The 14,451-nt window shown below is 64.5% G+C and carries 15 protein-coding genes; 2 read left to right on the top strand and 13 right to left on the bottom strand.

All coding sequences use genetic code 11. The features are described 5' to 3' along the window. Positions 1-171: 171 nt before the first annotated feature. Entirely contained in the window at positions 172-1,089 is a 918-nt protein-coding gene (locus P9272_RS33930; RefSeq protein ID WP_278164496.1) for a fatty acid desaturase family protein, read from the bottom strand. Between the two features lie 83 nt (positions 1,090-1,172). On the opposite strand from P9272_RS33930, the gene P9272_RS33925 reads away from it, so the two are divergent. Continuing rightward, positions 1,173-2,096, top strand: coding sequence for a LysR substrate-binding domain-containing protein (locus tag P9272_RS33925; protein WP_278164495.1), 924 nt, complete (start codon positions 1,173-1,175; stop codon positions 2,094-2,096). Positions 2,097-2,118: 22 nt separating this feature from the next. Here P9272_RS33925 and P9272_RS33920 read toward each other — a convergent pair whose 3' ends face one another. From P9272_RS33920 to P9272_RS33885, 8 genes are all read right to left on the bottom strand, one after another. Continuing rightward, positions 2,119-2,391, bottom strand: coding sequence for a DUF3303 family protein (locus P9272_RS33920; RefSeq protein WP_128257624.1), 273 nt, complete (start codon positions 2,389-2,391; stop codon positions 2,119-2,121). 196 nt (positions 2,392-2,587) lie between these two features. Further along, on the bottom strand, positions 2,588-4,051 hold the full coding sequence (locus P9272_RS33915; RefSeq protein WP_128257623.1) for a RimK family protein: 1,464 nt from the start codon (positions 4,049-4,051) through the stop codon (positions 2,588-2,590). Positions 4,052-4,055: 4 nt separating this feature from the next. Next, on the bottom strand, positions 4,056-5,153 hold the full coding sequence (locus P9272_RS33910) for a GNAT family N-acetyltransferase/peptidase C39 family protein (protein ID WP_128257622.1): 1,098 nt from the start codon (positions 5,151-5,153) through the stop codon (positions 4,056-4,058). A gap of 207 nt (positions 5,154-5,360) precedes the next feature. After that, the gene (locus tag P9272_RS33905; RefSeq protein WP_278164492.1) at positions 5,361-6,155 is read right to left on the bottom strand and encodes an anti-sigma factor; all 795 of its coding nucleotides are present in this window, start codon (positions 6,153-6,155) and stop codon (positions 5,361-5,363) included. After that, a complete protein-coding gene (locus P9272_RS33900; RefSeq protein ID WP_042637861.1) occupies positions 6,152-6,670 on the bottom strand; it encodes an RNA polymerase sigma factor in 519 nt (172 codons plus the stop codon). The genes P9272_RS33905 and P9272_RS33900 overlap by 4 nt, the downstream gene beginning before the upstream one ends. 159 nt (positions 6,671-6,829) lie before the next feature. After that, entirely contained in the window at positions 6,830-7,246 is a 417-nt protein-coding gene (locus tag P9272_RS33895; protein ID WP_278164489.1) for a type II toxin-antitoxin system VapC family toxin, read from the bottom strand. Then, on the bottom strand, positions 7,243-7,485 hold the full coding sequence (locus P9272_RS33890) for a type II toxin-antitoxin system VapB family antitoxin (RefSeq protein ID WP_278164487.1): 243 nt from the start codon (positions 7,483-7,485) through the stop codon (positions 7,243-7,245). The genes P9272_RS33895 and P9272_RS33890 overlap by 4 nt, the downstream gene beginning before the upstream one ends. Positions 7,486-7,534: 49 nt before the next feature. Then, complete coding sequence (locus P9272_RS33885; RefSeq protein WP_278164485.1) at positions 7,535-10,318, bottom strand: DUF2339 domain-containing protein; 2,784 nt, start codon at positions 10,316-10,318, stop codon at positions 7,535-7,537. 241 nt (positions 10,319-10,559) lie between these two features. Between P9272_RS33885 and P9272_RS33880 the strand changes: the two genes are divergently transcribed. Further along, complete coding sequence (locus tag P9272_RS33880; protein WP_278164483.1) at positions 10,560-11,024, top strand: NUDIX domain-containing protein; 465 nt, start codon at positions 10,560-10,562, stop codon at positions 11,022-11,024. 12 nt (positions 11,025-11,036) lie between these two features. Here the strand turns inward: P9272_RS33880 and recO are convergent, their stop codons facing one another. From recO to rnc, 4 genes are all read right to left on the bottom strand, one after another. Then, positions 11,037-11,795, bottom strand: coding sequence for a DNA repair protein RecO (gene recO, locus P9272_RS33875; protein WP_128257617.1), 759 nt, complete (start codon positions 11,793-11,795; stop codon positions 11,037-11,039). An 84-nt stretch (positions 11,796-11,879) separates the two neighbouring features. Further along, the gene (locus P9272_RS33870; RefSeq protein WP_278164480.1) at positions 11,880-12,773 is read right to left on the bottom strand and encodes an aminoglycoside phosphotransferase family protein; all 894 of its coding nucleotides are present in this window, start codon (positions 12,771-12,773) and stop codon (positions 11,880-11,882) included. A 42-nt stretch (positions 12,774-12,815) separates the two neighbouring features. Next, positions 12,816-13,748 carry a GTPase Era gene (gene era, locus P9272_RS33865; RefSeq protein ID WP_278164478.1) on the bottom strand — a complete coding sequence of 311 codons (933 nt, stop codon included), beginning with the start codon at positions 13,746-13,748 and terminating at the stop codon, positions 12,816-12,818. Further along, positions 13,733-14,449 carry a ribonuclease III gene (rnc, locus tag P9272_RS33860; RefSeq protein WP_128257614.1) on the bottom strand — a complete coding sequence of 239 codons (717 nt, stop codon included), beginning with the start codon at positions 14,447-14,449 and terminating at the stop codon, positions 13,733-13,735. The genes era and rnc overlap by 16 nt, the downstream gene beginning before the upstream one ends. Positions 14,450-14,451 lie beyond the last annotated feature (2 nt).

The raw sequence follows: 14,451 nt of genomic DNA, 5'->3' as shown, positions 1-14,451 counted from the left end.
GCTATCTGAGCCCCGTCGAGTTCGAGGAACAAGCTATGCTAGCTTAACCTCGTGTCCGAAAAACCGGCAGCAGGCCACGCGTCGCGATCCTTCGGATTCGTCCCATGCGCTTTAGGTCTTTTACGCATGTCTTTATCCCGAAAACCGGTTCCCACTTTCGGGAGACATGCTTTAGCGTAGCGCCCCGATATATTTCTCGTGGAAGCTCACATAGCCGGGCTCGACCACCTTGAGATGCCGCTCGATCAGCCGGTGGAATTCCGGCAACTGGTGGAACGGCACGCCGGGATAGGCGTGGTGCTCGGCATGATAAGGCATGTTCCAGGCGAGCTTGCGCACGAACCAGTTGGTCAGCGTCGTGCGGCTGTTTTCCAGCATGTTGGCGACGAGGGGGCAGCGGCCGTGCTCGGCCAGCAAATAAAGCCTCAGGAAAGGCTGGCCAAGCAGCGCCGGCACGATCCAGACAGTGAGCAGCGCCGACGCCTTGAACCAGACCGCGAGCGCCAGCAGGGCGACATAGAGGGCGATCATCGCCCGCGCCTCGGCCGTCACTTTCGGGAGGCCCTTTGGCGGCACGTAGCTGTCGCGGCAGCGCCCCATCGCGTTGGTGTGGAGCGTCTGAAAATGTCCCCGCCAAACCGGCAGGCCGGAGACGTGGACGATGTATTGCCGCCAGGTCTCAGGCTTCGGGAAGGCCAGTTCCGGATCGTTCTCCGGATCTTGGGTGAAGCGGTGATGAGCGAAATGGAAGTAGCGGAACCAGTCGGCCGGGAGCGCAATCGCCAGGCTGCAGAAGCGCGCGATCGCATCGTTCAACCACCGCGTTTCGAACGCCGTCCTGTGCACAGTCTCATGCAGCAGCGTGAACAGGAAAACGATCAGGATGCCCTGCGGCAGCATCAGGACCGGCCAGAACGGCACCTTGGCCGCGATCAGCGCGCCAAGTACGATGATCGCGCCGAGATGGAGGGCGAGCTGGACAAGGCCGGGCCCATCCGACTTGCCGGTCAGCCAACCGCGCTCCTCATTGGTCAGCGAGGCGATCACAGAGCGATGGTCGACGGCTTCGTCGTGGTCGATTGCGTTCATGCAGCCACCGTACCCAGAAAGAAACCTTTCGAAAAACGAGGATTTCTGTGAAATAGATAAGGTGAACTTATCTATGGATTGCGATGGTCGCCCTTCCCTCCTTGCGCGGACTTCAGGCTTTCGAAGCGGCGGCGCGCACAGGCAGCTTTGCCGCCGCGGCGGAGGAACTGTCGATCTCGGCAGCGGCCGTCAGCCAGCTGATCCGCACCGTCGAGGAGCAGATGGGGCGACAACTGTTCCACCGGATCAACCGGCGAGCCGTGCTGACCGAGGCCGGGGTGGAGATGCTGCCAAGGCTCACCGTGGCCTTCCGGGAAATCGGCAGCGTCGCGCGCGATGTCGGCGGCGGCGCGTTTCGACCGAGGCTCGTCGTTTCGGTGCCCCCTTCCATGGCGATGGGCTGGCTTTCGGAGCGGCTCGCCGGCTTCGTCGCATCTCATGGCGCCGCCGATATATCGCTCAGGGGCGACGACGATCCGGTGCCCTTCGATCATGAATTGATCGATATCCGGCTCTCTTACGGCCCGCACTACCGCGAACATCCGACCGAGGAGATCGTCAGGGACGCCGTCTATCCTGTCTGCGCGCCGACGCTGGCCCGAGCGACCAGATCCGACGGCCTTGCCGGCCTGCCGCTGATCCACACCGACTGGGGGCCGACGGGCGCATCCTTTCCAACCTGGCGCAACTGGTTCGAGGGGGCGGGAAGCGAGCCGGACTGTGCGACACAACGAGGTCTCTCCGCGAACTCGTCCCGAGCAGCGCTCGATCTCGCCATTTCAGGGCTGGGCGTGGCGCTGGCGCAAGGCATCTATTGCGCCCAGGCGCTGGAGGACGGCAAGCTGGTGCGGACCGCCGCGCATTCCCTGGAACTGCGCCAACCCTATTGCCTCACGATTCCTGAACGCTGCGCAAGACGCGATATCGTGGGCGCGTTCCGGGAATGGTTGGTCGAGGAATGCGTGCGCGCAGTCAGGTCTCCGGCGCTCGGTGCCCTGTCAACCTGACAACGGCAATCCGGGCACCTGCTCAAAGATGGCCGGCCAGCGCGGCGACCATATCCTTGCTCGTCGCCACCGGAACGATCTCGAACTCCACCAGGTCGTTCCACTCGATGGCCCAGCGCTGCAGGATCGTCACATCCTCGGCCTCCACCAGCATGAAGCAGCGGCTCATGTCGCCTGCGATCCAAGAGTGGTGGACAATGAGCTCGTCCGGCTTCAGCCGGCCCTTATCGCGAAAGCGGCGGTAGATCTCCTTGCGGTCCGCGCCGCGAAAGTCCTCGATCACGAAGAACAGCATGCTTCCCCTCGGTTTGAATGATTGGAATTGGGGAACTGAAGAATTGAAGAATTTTAGAACTGAGGAAAATGAAGAACTGAGGAACTGAGGAACCAAGGATATTAGGAAACGAGAAGCCGAGGAAGCGGTGACGGATGATTCCGCCAGACACTCTATTCTTCAATTCTTCAATTCCTCAGTCCTCCTCCCCCATCCCCTACTTCTCCGGCCTCTCCAGGCGCTCCAGGAACCATTGCGTCAGCCGCACCCAAAGCTCGTCCTTCTCGCCCGAATCCTCCCAGCCATGGTCGAGATTGGGATTGTCGTTGACCTCGATGACGAAGACCCCGTCCTTGGTCTCCTTGAGGTCGACGCCGTAGAGGCCGTCGCCGATGCATTTGGCCGCCTTGACCGCCGTCTCGACGACATGCGGCGGCGTCTGCTTCAGCGTGAACGTCTTGATTCCACCCTGGTCGGGCTTGCCGCTGGCCTTGTGGTTGACGATCTGCCAGTGCTTCTTCGCCATCAGGTAATGCACGGCAAAGAGCGGCTGGCCGCCGAGCACGCCGACGCGCCAGTCATATTCGGTCGGGATGAATTTCTGCGCGATCAGGAGATCGGAATCCTCAAGCCATTCGGTCGCGAGCTTGGTCAGCTCCGCCATGTTCTCGCATTTCTTGACGCCGCGCGAGAAGGACGAATCCGGGATCTTCAGCACCAGCGGAAAGCCAAGCGTCTGCGCAGCCACTTCGAAGTCGGAGGTGCCGGCAATCATCACCGTCGGCGGCACCGGCACCTTGTTGAAGGTCATCAACTCGTTGAGATAGACCTTGTTGGTGCAGCGGATCATCGACAGCGGGTCGTCGATCACCGGCATGCCTTCCTGCTGGGCGCGGCGCGCGAAGCGATAAGTGTGGTTGGAGATCGACGTCGTCTCGCGGATGAACAGCGCGTCGTAATTTGCGAGCTTGGCGAGATCCTTCCTGGTGATCGGCTCGACTTCCACGCCCATCTTCTCGGCGATCCTCGCCCAGTAGCGAAGCGAGGAGATCTCCGACGGCGGCAGTTCCTCGTGCGGGTCGACCAGCGTCGCGAACGTATAGCGCGCCGGCGTGCGGCCCTTGGTGTCGCGCCACTCGCGGTTGGTGTAGGTGTCCAGGCATTGCAGGAAGAACTCTTCCTCATCCTCGGTCATGCGGGCGAGCGGCAGGAAGCCGATCTTGCGGATCGAGGCCCATTCGGCGCTGTCCTTGATATGGACCTCGAGCGCCGGCGCGCGGAACCAGTCGAACAGAAGCCTGGTGAAGCGGTCCCAGACCTTGGACGGGCCGATGCCGAAGAAGATCGCGACCTTGGCCGGGAAAGTCCCGCCCAGGTCCTTGCGGCATTTGTTCAAGGCAAGCTCGAGCTCCGGCAGGGCGTGCTCGTAGAGCTTGCGCTCCGAGAGGTCGATCATGGTCTCGACGGTCGGGATGACCCGGTGGCCGCGCGAGCCGGCGAGTAGCGAGGCATAGTAGCCGCGGCTCTGGTAGCCGTAATTGTTGGACAGGTTGATCACCTTCGGCCGCTGGCCGCGGAACAGCGCCGGATGCGCGAGATAGTCGCGGTTGGTGATGATCTTGTGGGGCGTGGCCACCTGGTCGAGATCGTTCTGCCTGCCTGTCAGGATAACCCAGGTCATTGTCTCAGCGTTTTCCCAGAGTGATGGCGGCGCGCAGACCGTCGCGGCCGAATTGCGCCATGTTCATGAAGATGTCGTAGGGCACCGGAATGTTCGCGGCATCAAGGATCGTTTCCTGCCTCTCGTCCTCGACCCAGGGGTCGTGGATCAGGATATGATCGCCATCGTCACCGATGGCCAGCACCCAATGCGGCACCTTCTTGCCGAACATAAGGAAGCCGCTGACCAGCACCACCACCAGCTTGCCCTCGGCGAGGGCTTGGCGGATGTCGCCGATGCCGAACGGACGGTAGTTAACCGGGACGCCGTAAAGTTCGGCGCGGCGGCGGAAATCGACTTGGGCGAGCTCCATCACCCGGCGCTTGTCCTCGCTCCTCACCGACTGCAGGAACAGAGCGCCGTAGAAGGAGACGAATATCTCGGCGGCGAGGCCGCTCTCATAACCGGCGACTGCCAGGCCGAAAGGCTCGCAGCCGCCCGGACCCGACATCATGAAGACCGTGGTCGCCTCGCGCCACAGGCGGATTTCCATAACCGGATCGGGCACGAAGCCACGGTCGAAATTCGCCATCGCCATCATCAGGCAGCAGGGGCCGCAGGTAAACTCGCAGGTCTGCTGGTAGAACGGCACTTTGGTTGCCGTGGGCGTGTCGCCGCGCAGCGTCTTTTCGTAGCGTAGCGCCGTCGCGCCATCCTCGTAATAGTCGGGCTCGCGACCCAATTTCCGATAGCCGGCCTGTTCGTAGATATGGATGGCGCGATCATTGTCCTCGCGCACCTCGAGGCGCAGCAACAGACGGTCGTGCTCAAAGGCCGCCTCTTCGGCGGCCGCCAGCAGAAGCCGGCCGATGCCGAGGCGGCCGAAGAAGGGACCGACGGCGATGGAATAGAGCCGCGCCACGCCGCTGCCCTTGCGAAACAGCACCACCGCATAGCCGGCGACACGGCCCTCGTTCTCGGCCACCAGCATCTCGGCGGTTTCGCGTTCGATGAACTGGCGGAAGGAGCGGCGCGACAGCCTGTCGCCCGGAAAAACAGCCTTCTCGATGGCGGCGAGGTCATCGACGTCTGACGCGCGGGCCTTGCGGATCTCGGCAGGCATGCGGGCTTGGGAGAACCTCGATTGGGTTTAAGAAACGGCCCCGGTGGATGCGTCGCGAATACTGGCCGAAGCGCCAGTATTCATCAAGCGCTATCGCTCCTTGATTAGGGCCGAATTGTGACAATTTCCGCGGCGGCAGCAAAGGGCCAGTCGCTTGAACAGAATTGCTGTTCAAGCGACTGCCGGCGGCCGAAAAACGCAGCTGGTTCAGCTCGATATGCCGGCCACCAGCTGGCCATAGGCGCTCTTTGCGACGTCCGACAGGCGCTCCGGCGGCAATGAGCCGACGACCGCGCAGGCGTAGCCCTTGTCGAGCCAGTAGACTGCTTCCGGTCCGCCCGCCTCGGCCGCGTAGGTGCCCTTGGATGTCTCCGACGATTCGGCGGTGACATAGAGCGAGATGCGCTCGCCCTTGGCGTCCTCATAGAGCAGCATCGCCGCCTTGCCTTGGCCGCCGGCAGGCAACAGCCGGCCGCCGACGAGATCGAAGCCCTCGGCCGCAAGATCGGGCGCGACCAGCTTCAGCCCGACACGGTTCGACAGCCAGGTCTGGAGATGGTCCTTGTCGCTCGCAGGGACTTCAACGGCGTGGCGATTCTCGGCAGCGTAGGTGACATGGGCGGCGATCGCCTGCTCGGCGAGTCGATCGTCGCCGTCGCCGCGACGGGCGATGCTGTCGACACCGGCGACATAGCCGCCGAGGCCACCGACCGCGAGCATCACGGCCGCGGCAGCCGACAACCACCACCGCGAGCGCCAGGCCGATGCTCTTGCAGGCACCTCGCCAAGCACCACCTGCCGCAGCCTCGCCGGAACCGGCTCGTCCATCACGCCCGCGAAGGCGGCCCGCATGGCGGCGCGGTCAGCAATGTAGCGCGCGGACTTCGCCTTCATCTCGGGATTGGCCTCAAGCCAGGCGTCGTAAGCCATGTGCTCCTCGCCCGGCAATTCGCCGTCGAGGGCCATATGGATATCGCGTTCGGAAAAATCGCGGCGGGTCATTTCTCGACGATCCTTATCGAGCGGCGGCGCGATGTGTCGTCGAGCAATCCTCGCAATTCCTCGCGGCCGCGCGCGATGCGCGACATCAGCGTGCCGGCCGGCACCCCAAGGATGTTGGCGGCCTCGGCATAGGAAAAGCCCTCGATGGCGACCATCACCAGCGCCGCGCGGCGATCGGGGCTGATCGCCTGCAGGGCGTCCATGATCTCGCGCGAGGCGATGGTCTCGACCTGATCGGCGGGCGCGGCTTGGGCCTCACCGGCTTCGAGAGGCAGCATCGCCGCCTCGCCGCGCCGGTTGACCTTGCGCATCTGGTCGATGAACAAGTGATGCATGATCGTAAACAGCCACCTCCGGGGGCTTTCTCCAGTCTGCCAGTTGTCGAGCCGCACAAGCGCCCGCTCCAGGCAGTCCTGGACGAGGTCGTCGGCGGAATCGCGGTCGCGCAGCAGCGAGCGCGCATAGCGCCGCAACCGCGGTATCTCGCTCAGGATCGCTGCCTTCTTGTCGTCCATGACCGCTTGTTTCGTGGTCGCTTTCTATCCCGATAGAACGCGCCTTCCCGGCGCGGTGCAAGCAGTCAGCGCGAAGCGGCCGAACCGCTGCGATTACCCAAGCACGTGGATAACGCCGGCGCAGGCCGGCTTATTCCCGGCAATCGCGAGAAAGCCTACCTATCTCAAATCCGTGAGCAGGAAATCATTGCCTTTGTAGAGCAGCGGAGTGCCGAGAGCTTTCGCGCAGGCATAGGCAAAACAGTCACCCAAATTCAGGTCAGCTTGATGACCAACGGCTTTGCCATATTGAGCGCTGGCATCGATAGCACGCGAACCGATCTCGTCGCCGATCGGGACATTTTCCCCGCCAATTTCCACAATGAGTTGATCCACCAGATCGCGGGCTTTGAGGAGTGCTTCAGCGGTCGGCTTGCGGGAACCCGCGCCGGCTCGCGCCAAAGCCTGCGTCGCTTCAAAACGGACCATGGCAGAGACGTAGAAGTCGACAGGCCGGGAGAGTTGCTTGCATAACTCCTCCCAACCCGGTTCCTGGTTGAGAATTGCGACGATCACGGAAGCGTCGACAAACATCATTCTTCCCACATCTCATCGGTGAATATCTTCATATCGAAATCGGGATTGGGCAGACCGATCTTCTTCGCCTCCGCTTGAAGCCGCACAATCCGATCGCGCAGCGGTACCTTGGCACGATTGCGTTCCAGTTCGTGAATAAGGGCTGTCCGCACCGCCTCAGTCTTGCTCGGTGCGTTTGTTTCGCGCTGCAACTTGGCGGCCAGCGCATCCACTTCATCGTCACGTATGTAGAGAGGCATGCCAATATCCCTTTTCGGATATTCTAGATATACAACGATGAATATTCTTTCAAGAAATCTGCTTGGCGTCCCTCGCCGCCCGCGTCAGCAGCCGCTGATAGAACAGGCCGATGCCGATCAGCACGGCACCGAGGCCGATGAAGGAGAGCGCGCGCAGCACGCCTTCCAGTTCCGACATGTCGAAAAGGAAGACCTTCACCACCGCGACCGCGATCAGCACGGCGGAGGCGATGCGCAGCACCTGCGATTTCAGCCAGACGCCGGCGGTGAGCAGCGCCACGCCGATGACCAGCCACAGCGCCGAATAGGTGTAGGTCTCGAGCTGCCCAAGCCCGCTCCACAGGGCGATGAACTCGCCCTTGAACAGGCGGCGCACCGAGAGCGTGGCGTAGGCGAAGGCAAGCAACGCAGCGATCAGCGCCAGCATCGCCGCGTACCAACGTGGGCGCTTGTCGCGGACATAGAGCGCCAGCGCGCCGGCGGCGATGGCAGGCAGCAGGTAGGCGAGGAACAGAAGGTTGAAGACCGGGATCGTGCCTGTCGACTCGTCCGTCAGCAGCGGGTTTAGCACCACGAAATGCTGAATGGCGATGAGGCCCGCCGAGATCACGCCGGCGGCTATCGAGCCATAGCGCAGAACCGAGCTCGGCGAGCGCATGTCTATTGCGACCAGTATGGCGCCGGCGCCGAGCGCGATCAGCGTGTAGATCGCCTGCTCGGCAAGCGTGACCGCGCCGATGTCGATGACGCCGCCATGCATGGCGTGGCGCACCAGCATGGCGATGGTGAGCAGCGCGAACAGCGCCGAGGCCGCCTCCATGGCAAGGCGCGGCCGGCCGCTGGTGGTGCGGGCAAGTTGCCATGCGGCAAAGCCGAAGGCGAGCGCCGGCACGCCGTAGCCCGGCAGCAGCCAGTTGAAGACCGGCGTCCTGGACAGGAATTCAGCGCCGACGATGGTGGGATCGAAGGCGACGCGACCGAGCACCGCGACCGCCGCGCCCACCGCTATCCAGCCCAGCGCAGGGTAAGACCGCCAGCGCGTGGCCAACGCCGGCAGAATGGCGGCCGCGCCGAGCAGCACGGTCGTCCAGCCCGAGCCGAAGGCCATGTGCAGCATCAGCAAGCCGGCGACGCCCGCGCCGCCGAGCGCGAAGGACACGGCCGGACCGCCCGCCAGCGGCGGCTGCTCGGCGCGTGCGATCCACTCGCCGCCGACGGCAAAGACGAGCATCAGCAATAAGGCCGGCAGCGCATAGCCAAGGTCGCGGTCGATATCGCCGAAGGTCAGCCACAGGGCGGTCAGCACCACCAGCGGAGGAATGACGCCCCAAGCAGCCCAGCAAGCCGCGCGTGTCGAAGCGGTGGCGGCGAAGCGGCGCGCCGCCCAGAAGCCGGCGGCGAGGAAGACCAGGCCAAGCGCGATGCCGATGCGGAAAGTCAGTGCATCGGACGATGCCAAAGGTTGGGCGTCCAGCCCGACATCGAGCGCATCGGCGCCGATCGTGGCGGGCGGGATTATGCCGAGATAGATCAGCACGGCGGCGATGCCGGCGGCGAAGACCAGCGGAAGAGCGCGCGGCCGGTAGAGCGCCACCCCGACCAGCGCAGCCAAAAGGACCGCGCCATGCAAGGCATCGCCTGCGCTGGCAAAAGCCGGATCGACGGAAAGGCCCATCGCAGTCAGGGCGATGAAGAAGCCGGGCACGATCGACGGCCAGTCGAAGCCGCGCGCCGCACCTTCGCGGCCAGTAACCATGAAAAGGCCGAGCCAAACGAAGGCAAGCACTGCAAGGGTAGCAAGGCTGATGAACAGGACGGCAGCGAGGTTCACATCGGGTGCGTCCACCATGTAGAGAATAGTCCAGACGCCGGTGCCGACGAAAGCGGCCGCCATCAGCGCCTTCCAGTCGCGGAAGCGGGCGGTTGCAGCGCTCGCGGCGAGCACGATCGCCAGATAGACGAACAAGGCCCAGGGATTGGGCGCCTGCGAGGCCACCAGCGAGGGCGTGACCATGGCGCCGACGAGGCCAATGCCGGCCAGCGCCAGGCCATGCACCAGCGAAGCGACAATGGTCGCGACGCCGATGACGCCAAGCAGCGCGAAGGCAGTTGCGGGCCCGATGAAGCCGTAGATGCCGTGCGCCGCGTAGACCGTGCCGAACAGGATGAAGGCGCCGGCAGCCGTGAGGATCGAGGGGATATAGGCGCCGGCGGCACCCTGCACCGGCACCTTGAAGCCGGTGCGGCGTATGAATTCGGCGCCCCCAATCAGCGCCAGGCCGAGGATGCCGGCCATGGTCAGGCGCACGCCGGGGCCGAAAATGCCGGCCTCGATGGTGTAGCGGATCAGGAACAGGCCGCCCAGCGCCAGCGCGATGCCGCCGACCCAGACAGCCCAGCGCGTGCCCAGCGCCGTCTCGACATCGGTCTGCCGTGCCACCTTGGCGGCCGTGGGCTTCTCAGCCGCGGGCGCGTCGGCCACGGGTTGGAGTTGCGCCGGTTCGGACGGCTCGGCGGATCGCCCCTCGGCCGCCTGGGCCTTCGTCCAGGGTCCGGCCTCGGCCTCGCTTTCGACGACCTCGGGAGTCGCGACTCCCTCCTCGGTCATGGTCGTGCCGTCGGCCAACGGCGCGACAGGCGACGCGGCTACCTTGACCTCCTCGGAAAGACCTTGATGCGCGGCCGCCTTGGGCGCGGGCAGCGAAGCTCCCGACTGCACCAGGCCGCGCAGGACGCCGAGCTCGCGCTCGACCAGCGCGATGCGGTTCTGCTGTCGTGAAACGATGACGAAAAGAGCTATGACGGCGGCAATGGCGATCAGGCTGAAAAACATGGTGGTTCCCTCAAACCAGACCAGTCGTGGCCGACAAATGCTGCAACGAGACGACTGGCTCAAATCAGCTTCTCGCTGGCTGACAAGATCGAGCATGTTTCGTGATTGATTGCCAGCAACTTGCCTGGTTGTCCAATGGCAGGTCGCCGAGCCTGCCAGCATTGCGCGCGAGACTGCCTGACCTCTGCCACGAAATACCCGTGCTATTCTCGTGCGATCAAAGGATGCCGTGAGGTGACCGATGCCGCAGCGAAGTGCCGGCCTGCTGATCCACAGACACACAGGCGGTGTGTTCGAATTTCTGCTCGTCCATCCAGGCGGCCCGTTCTGGGCGCGAAAGGATGAAGGCGCGTGGTCGATCCCGAAGGGTTTGATCGGCGACAACGAGGATGAGCTCGAAGCCGCCAAACGGGAAACCGAGGAGGAGCTCGGCGTCGCCATTGACGGCGACTTCCAGCCGCTCGGCAGCTACAGGCAGCCGGGCGGCAAGATTGTGGTGGCGTGGAGCGTCGAGGCCGATGTCGACACAGACGCCATCAAGAGCAACATGTTCACCATTGAGTGGCCGCCGAAATCGGGGACTATGAAGGAATTTCCCGAGGTGGATCGAGCCGGCTGGTTTTCGCTGCCCGAAGCGGGCCTCAAGATCCTCAAGGGCCAGCGCGCCATGCTCGACGATTTCCTGGAACGGCGGGGCGCCGACTAGGCATCTGCCCCTCTATCCGGCCTCGCCGGCAACCGCCCTCATCGCCGCATGATGCCGGCGCAGCGCGGCGAGGAAGCCGGCGCGGGCGTCGGGCGGCTCCAAGCCGCGCGGCTCATAGACGTGGCGGGTGAAGAAGAAACCGCTCAGCCGGAAGGCGTCCTCAAGCGCCGCCGCGTCCGCTCGCAGGCCGGAGCCGCGCTGTAGGAAGGCGGGCAGCGCCAGCATCTTGTCGTGCCAGGCAGCACCCGCTTCGCGGGAGACGGCGCGGCCCGATTTCGGCGAGACATAGGCGAGGTCCTGCCTCGTGCCGGTCGCCGCGCATTGGCTGAGGTCAAGGCCGAAGCCCAATTCATCGAGGATGAGCAGCTCGAAGCGGGCCACCAACTCTCCGGCTGCGTCGGCGTCGCCCAGATGGGAAATCATCACGGCAAGCGCCTCGTAGAGGCCGCCATGGGCATCGCGCTCGGGCAGGAGCCTCAGATGCGCGGCCATGGTTTGCAGGCCGTAGACGGCAACCGCGCTATCCATCAGCCGCGCGGCGTTCATCTCGATCGCCTCGGCCTGAAAGATGCCGAGATGCTCGTCGAGCCGCGCCCGCCACAGAAGGTCTACACGGTTGCCGGGCTGCAGCACTGGCTGCTGCTTGCGCGAGCGCCCTCCCCGCACCAGGCCGAGATGGCGGCCATGGGCGCGCGTCATCACCTCGAGGATGGCGCTGGTTTCGCCATGCCTGCGAGTGCCGAGAACGATTCCTTCGTCGCGCCATTCCATGGGCGGAGCTTTTCACCCCTTGGGTGGCGAAATCAAGATTTCGGAACGCCGGGCAGATCTGTGGCGACATTCGCTGGTGCCGTGTCACGCCCATTTCCGGTGATCGGCGAGCACCTCGTCGATCACCTGACGCTGCCTATCTACCTCGGTCTGGTTGGCGTCGTGACCGGCCACGGTGATCAGCGCTTTCCACAGCGCCCAGCCGCGGCCGCTCGCCCAGGTGGCGTCGTCGACGTCGATTCGGGTGCGGAAGGCCTCGCGGCTGGCGCCTTCAAAGAAGGTCCAGGTGATCGCCAGATCGCAGGACGGGTCGCCGACGCCGGACGTGCCGAAATCGATGACAGCGCTCAAGCCGCCATCCTCGACCAGAAGGTTCCCCGAGGCGACGTCGCCATGGAACCAGACCGGCGGACCATGCGAGGTAGCGGCAAGTGCGGCTTCCCAGACGGTCGTGGCAGCTTGTGTGTCGATCCTGCCTTCCAGCGTGGCGATTGCCTGCCTTGCCTCGTCCTCATAAGCGGTCAGCGGCCCGCCGCGGTGGAAATTGTGCCGGCCGGGCGCGGGCCCGTCCGTCGGGTCGATGCCCCTCAAGGCGACGAGGAAATCGGCGAGCGAGAGCGCGAACGCGACGAGATCGGCGATGTGCGCGTTCTTCGCCGTCTCGCCCTCGATCCAGCGATAGACCGACCAACGCCAGGGGTAGATTTCGGCCGGCTCGCCCATGGCCAGCGGCGTCGGAATGGGGAGCGGCAGGAGGGGCGCCAATTTCGGCAGCCAGCGTTGCTCCTTCTCGACCTGCAGCGAATAGGTGGCCGCGCTTGGCAGCCTGACCGTCATCTCGTCGCCAAGACGGAAGGTGCGGTTGTCCCAGCCGCCGGAAGCGACCCGGCTGACCGGCAGATCCCGCCATTCAGGGAACTGCGCATCGACTAGCCGGCGTACGAGATCGGTGTCGATGCTCGGTTGCGGATCATCCATATCGTCGTCCCAAAGGCGCTTCGCGCTTTCGGGCGACAGGCATCAATGGGGAAACTCCAGCCCCATCTCGCGGTAGCGCTCCGGGTCATCGCCCCAGTTCTCGCGCACCTTCACGAACAGGAAGAGGTGCACCTTCTGTTCCAGGATCTCGGCGATTTCGGTGCGTGCCGCCTGGCCGATGGCGCGGATCGTCTCGCCCTTGTGGCCGAGCACGATCTTCTTCTGACTGTCGCGCTCGACATAGATGACCTGTTCGATGCGGACCGAGCCGTCCTTCTTTTCTTCCCATTTCTCGGTTTCGATATGCGAGGAATAGGGAAGCTCCTGGTGCAGCCTCAGATAGAGCTTTTCACGCGTGATCTCGGCCGCGAGCTGGCGCATCGGCAGGTCGGATATCTGGTCCTCCGGATAGTACCAGGGCCCCAACGGAAGTGTCTCGGCGAGATAGTCGAGCAGATCCTTGCAGCCGGAGCCGGTGAGCGCGGAGACCATGAAAGTGCGCTTGAACGGCACGCGTTCGTTCGCGGTCGCGGCCAGCGCGAGAAGCGTCTCGGGCTTGACGCGGTCGACCTTGTTGAGGACGAGCAGCATGGGCTGGCGGACGTCCTTCAGCCGATCGAGAATGGCATCGGCATCGCCCTTGATGCCGCGCTCCGCGTCGATCAGAAGCACCACGACATCGGCATCCTTGGCGCCGCCCCAGGCGGTCGTCACCATCGCGGTGTCCAGCCGCCGCTTCGGCTTGAAGATGCCGGGCGTGTCGACGAAGACGATCTGCGCGTTGTCATGCGTGGCGATGCCGCGCACGATGGCGCGGGTGGTCTGCACCTTATGCGTGACGATCGACACCTTGGCGCCGACCAGCTGATTGACCAGCGTCGACTTGCCGGCATTGGGAGCGCCGATCAGCGCGACGAAGCCGGAGCGCGTCGCGGGAACTTCAGGGGCTTCAATTTCTGTCATGCCGCGCTCCATACGCCCTCGCGCAGCAAAAGAGTAGCCGCCGCGGCCTGCTCGGCCTCGCGCTTGGAGCGGCCGCTGCCGATCGCGGGAGCAAAAGTGCCGACCTTGACGCTGACGGTGAACAGCGGATCGTGGTCCGGTCCCTCGCGGCCGTCGACCCGGTAGGCGGGGACGGCACCGGCGGCGGCCTGGTGCGCCCACTCCTGCAATTCGGTCTTGGCGTCGCGCCTAGCAGCGCCGATCGCCTGCGAGCGCGGCTGCCAGTAGCGGTGGATGAACGCACGGGCAACCTCGAGGCCACCATCCAGGTAAAGCACGGCAATCAGCGATTCCAGCGCATCGGCGCGCAGGTTGGTGCGCTTGCGCCCTTCGAGATTGCGCACATCGGAACCAGCGCGGATCAGCTCGGGCAAGCCGATCTCCTCGGCGATGTCGGAGAGCGCCTCGGCATTGACCAGCGCGTTGAGACGCAGCGAAAGCTCGCCCTCGGCGGCTTCGGGAAAGGCCGCGAGCAGCATGTCGGCGACGACAAGGCCGAGAACGCGGTCGCCCAGGAACTCGAAGCGTTCGTAGTCGACGCCGGCATGGGTCGAGCGCGCGCTGGCATGGGTCAGCGCGCGCTGCAGGCGCTGACGATCGGCGAAGGCATGGCCGGTACGCTCGACAAGCGCCTCGGCAAGGGCATCGGCGGTCAAACGCTTGCTGGCCGCCATCG

It is taken from the genome of Mesorhizobium sp. WSM4976 (genome assembly GCF_029625685.1).
Lineage (GTDB): Bacteria > Pseudomonadota > Alphaproteobacteria > Rhizobiales > Rhizobiaceae > Mesorhizobium.
This window is presented reverse-complemented; position numbering and strand designations above follow the sequence as displayed.

Coding starts and splice junctions, on each gene's coding strand:
- P9272_RS33930 (WP_278164496.1), bottom strand. CDS start 1,089: ATGAACGCAATCGACCACGACGAAGCCGTCGACCATCGCTCTGTGATC.
- P9272_RS33925 (WP_278164495.1), top strand. CDS start 1,173: ATGGTCGCCCTTCCCTCCTTGCGCGGACTTCAGGCTTTCGAAGCGGCG.
- P9272_RS33920 (WP_128257624.1), bottom strand. CDS start 2,391: ATGCTGTTCTTCGTGATCGAGGACTTTCGCGGCGCGGACCGCAAGGAG.
- P9272_RS33915 (WP_128257623.1), bottom strand. CDS start 4,051: ATGACCTGGGTTATCCTGACAGGCAGGCAGAACGATCTCGACCAGGTG.
- P9272_RS33910 (WP_128257622.1), bottom strand. CDS start 5,153: ATGCCTGCCGAGATCCGCAAGGCCCGCGCGTCAGACGTCGATGACCTC.
- P9272_RS33905 (WP_278164492.1), bottom strand. CDS start 6,155: ATGACCCGCCGCGATTTTTCCGAACGCGATATCCATATGGCCCTCGAC.
- P9272_RS33900 (WP_042637861.1), bottom strand. CDS start 6,670: ATGGACGACAAGAAGGCAGCGATCCTGAGCGAGATACCGCGGTTGCGG.
- P9272_RS33895 (WP_278164489.1), bottom strand. CDS start 7,246: ATGATGTTTGTCGACGCTTCCGTGATCGTCGCAATTCTCAACCAGGAA.
- P9272_RS33890 (WP_278164487.1), bottom strand. CDS start 7,485: ATGCCTCTCTACATACGTGACGATGAAGTGGATGCGCTGGCCGCCAAG.
- P9272_RS33885 (WP_278164485.1), bottom strand. CDS start 10,318: ATGTTTTTCAGCCTGATCGCCATTGCCGCCGTCATAGCTCTTTTCGTC.
- P9272_RS33880 (WP_278164483.1), top strand. CDS start 10,560: ATGCCGCAGCGAAGTGCCGGCCTGCTGATCCACAGACACACAGGCGGT.
- recO (WP_128257617.1), bottom strand. CDS start 11,795: ATGGAATGGCGCGACGAAGGAATCGTTCTCGGCACTCGCAGGCATGGC.
- P9272_RS33870 (WP_278164480.1), bottom strand. CDS start 12,773: ATGGATGATCCGCAACCGAGCATCGACACCGATCTCGTACGCCGGCTA.
- era (WP_278164478.1), bottom strand. CDS start 13,748: ATGGAGCGCGGCATGACAGAAATTGAAGCCCCTGAAGTTCCCGCGACG.
- rnc (WP_128257614.1), bottom strand. CDS start 14,449: ATGGCGGCCAGCAAGCGTTTGACCGCCGATGCCCTTGCCGAGGCGCTT.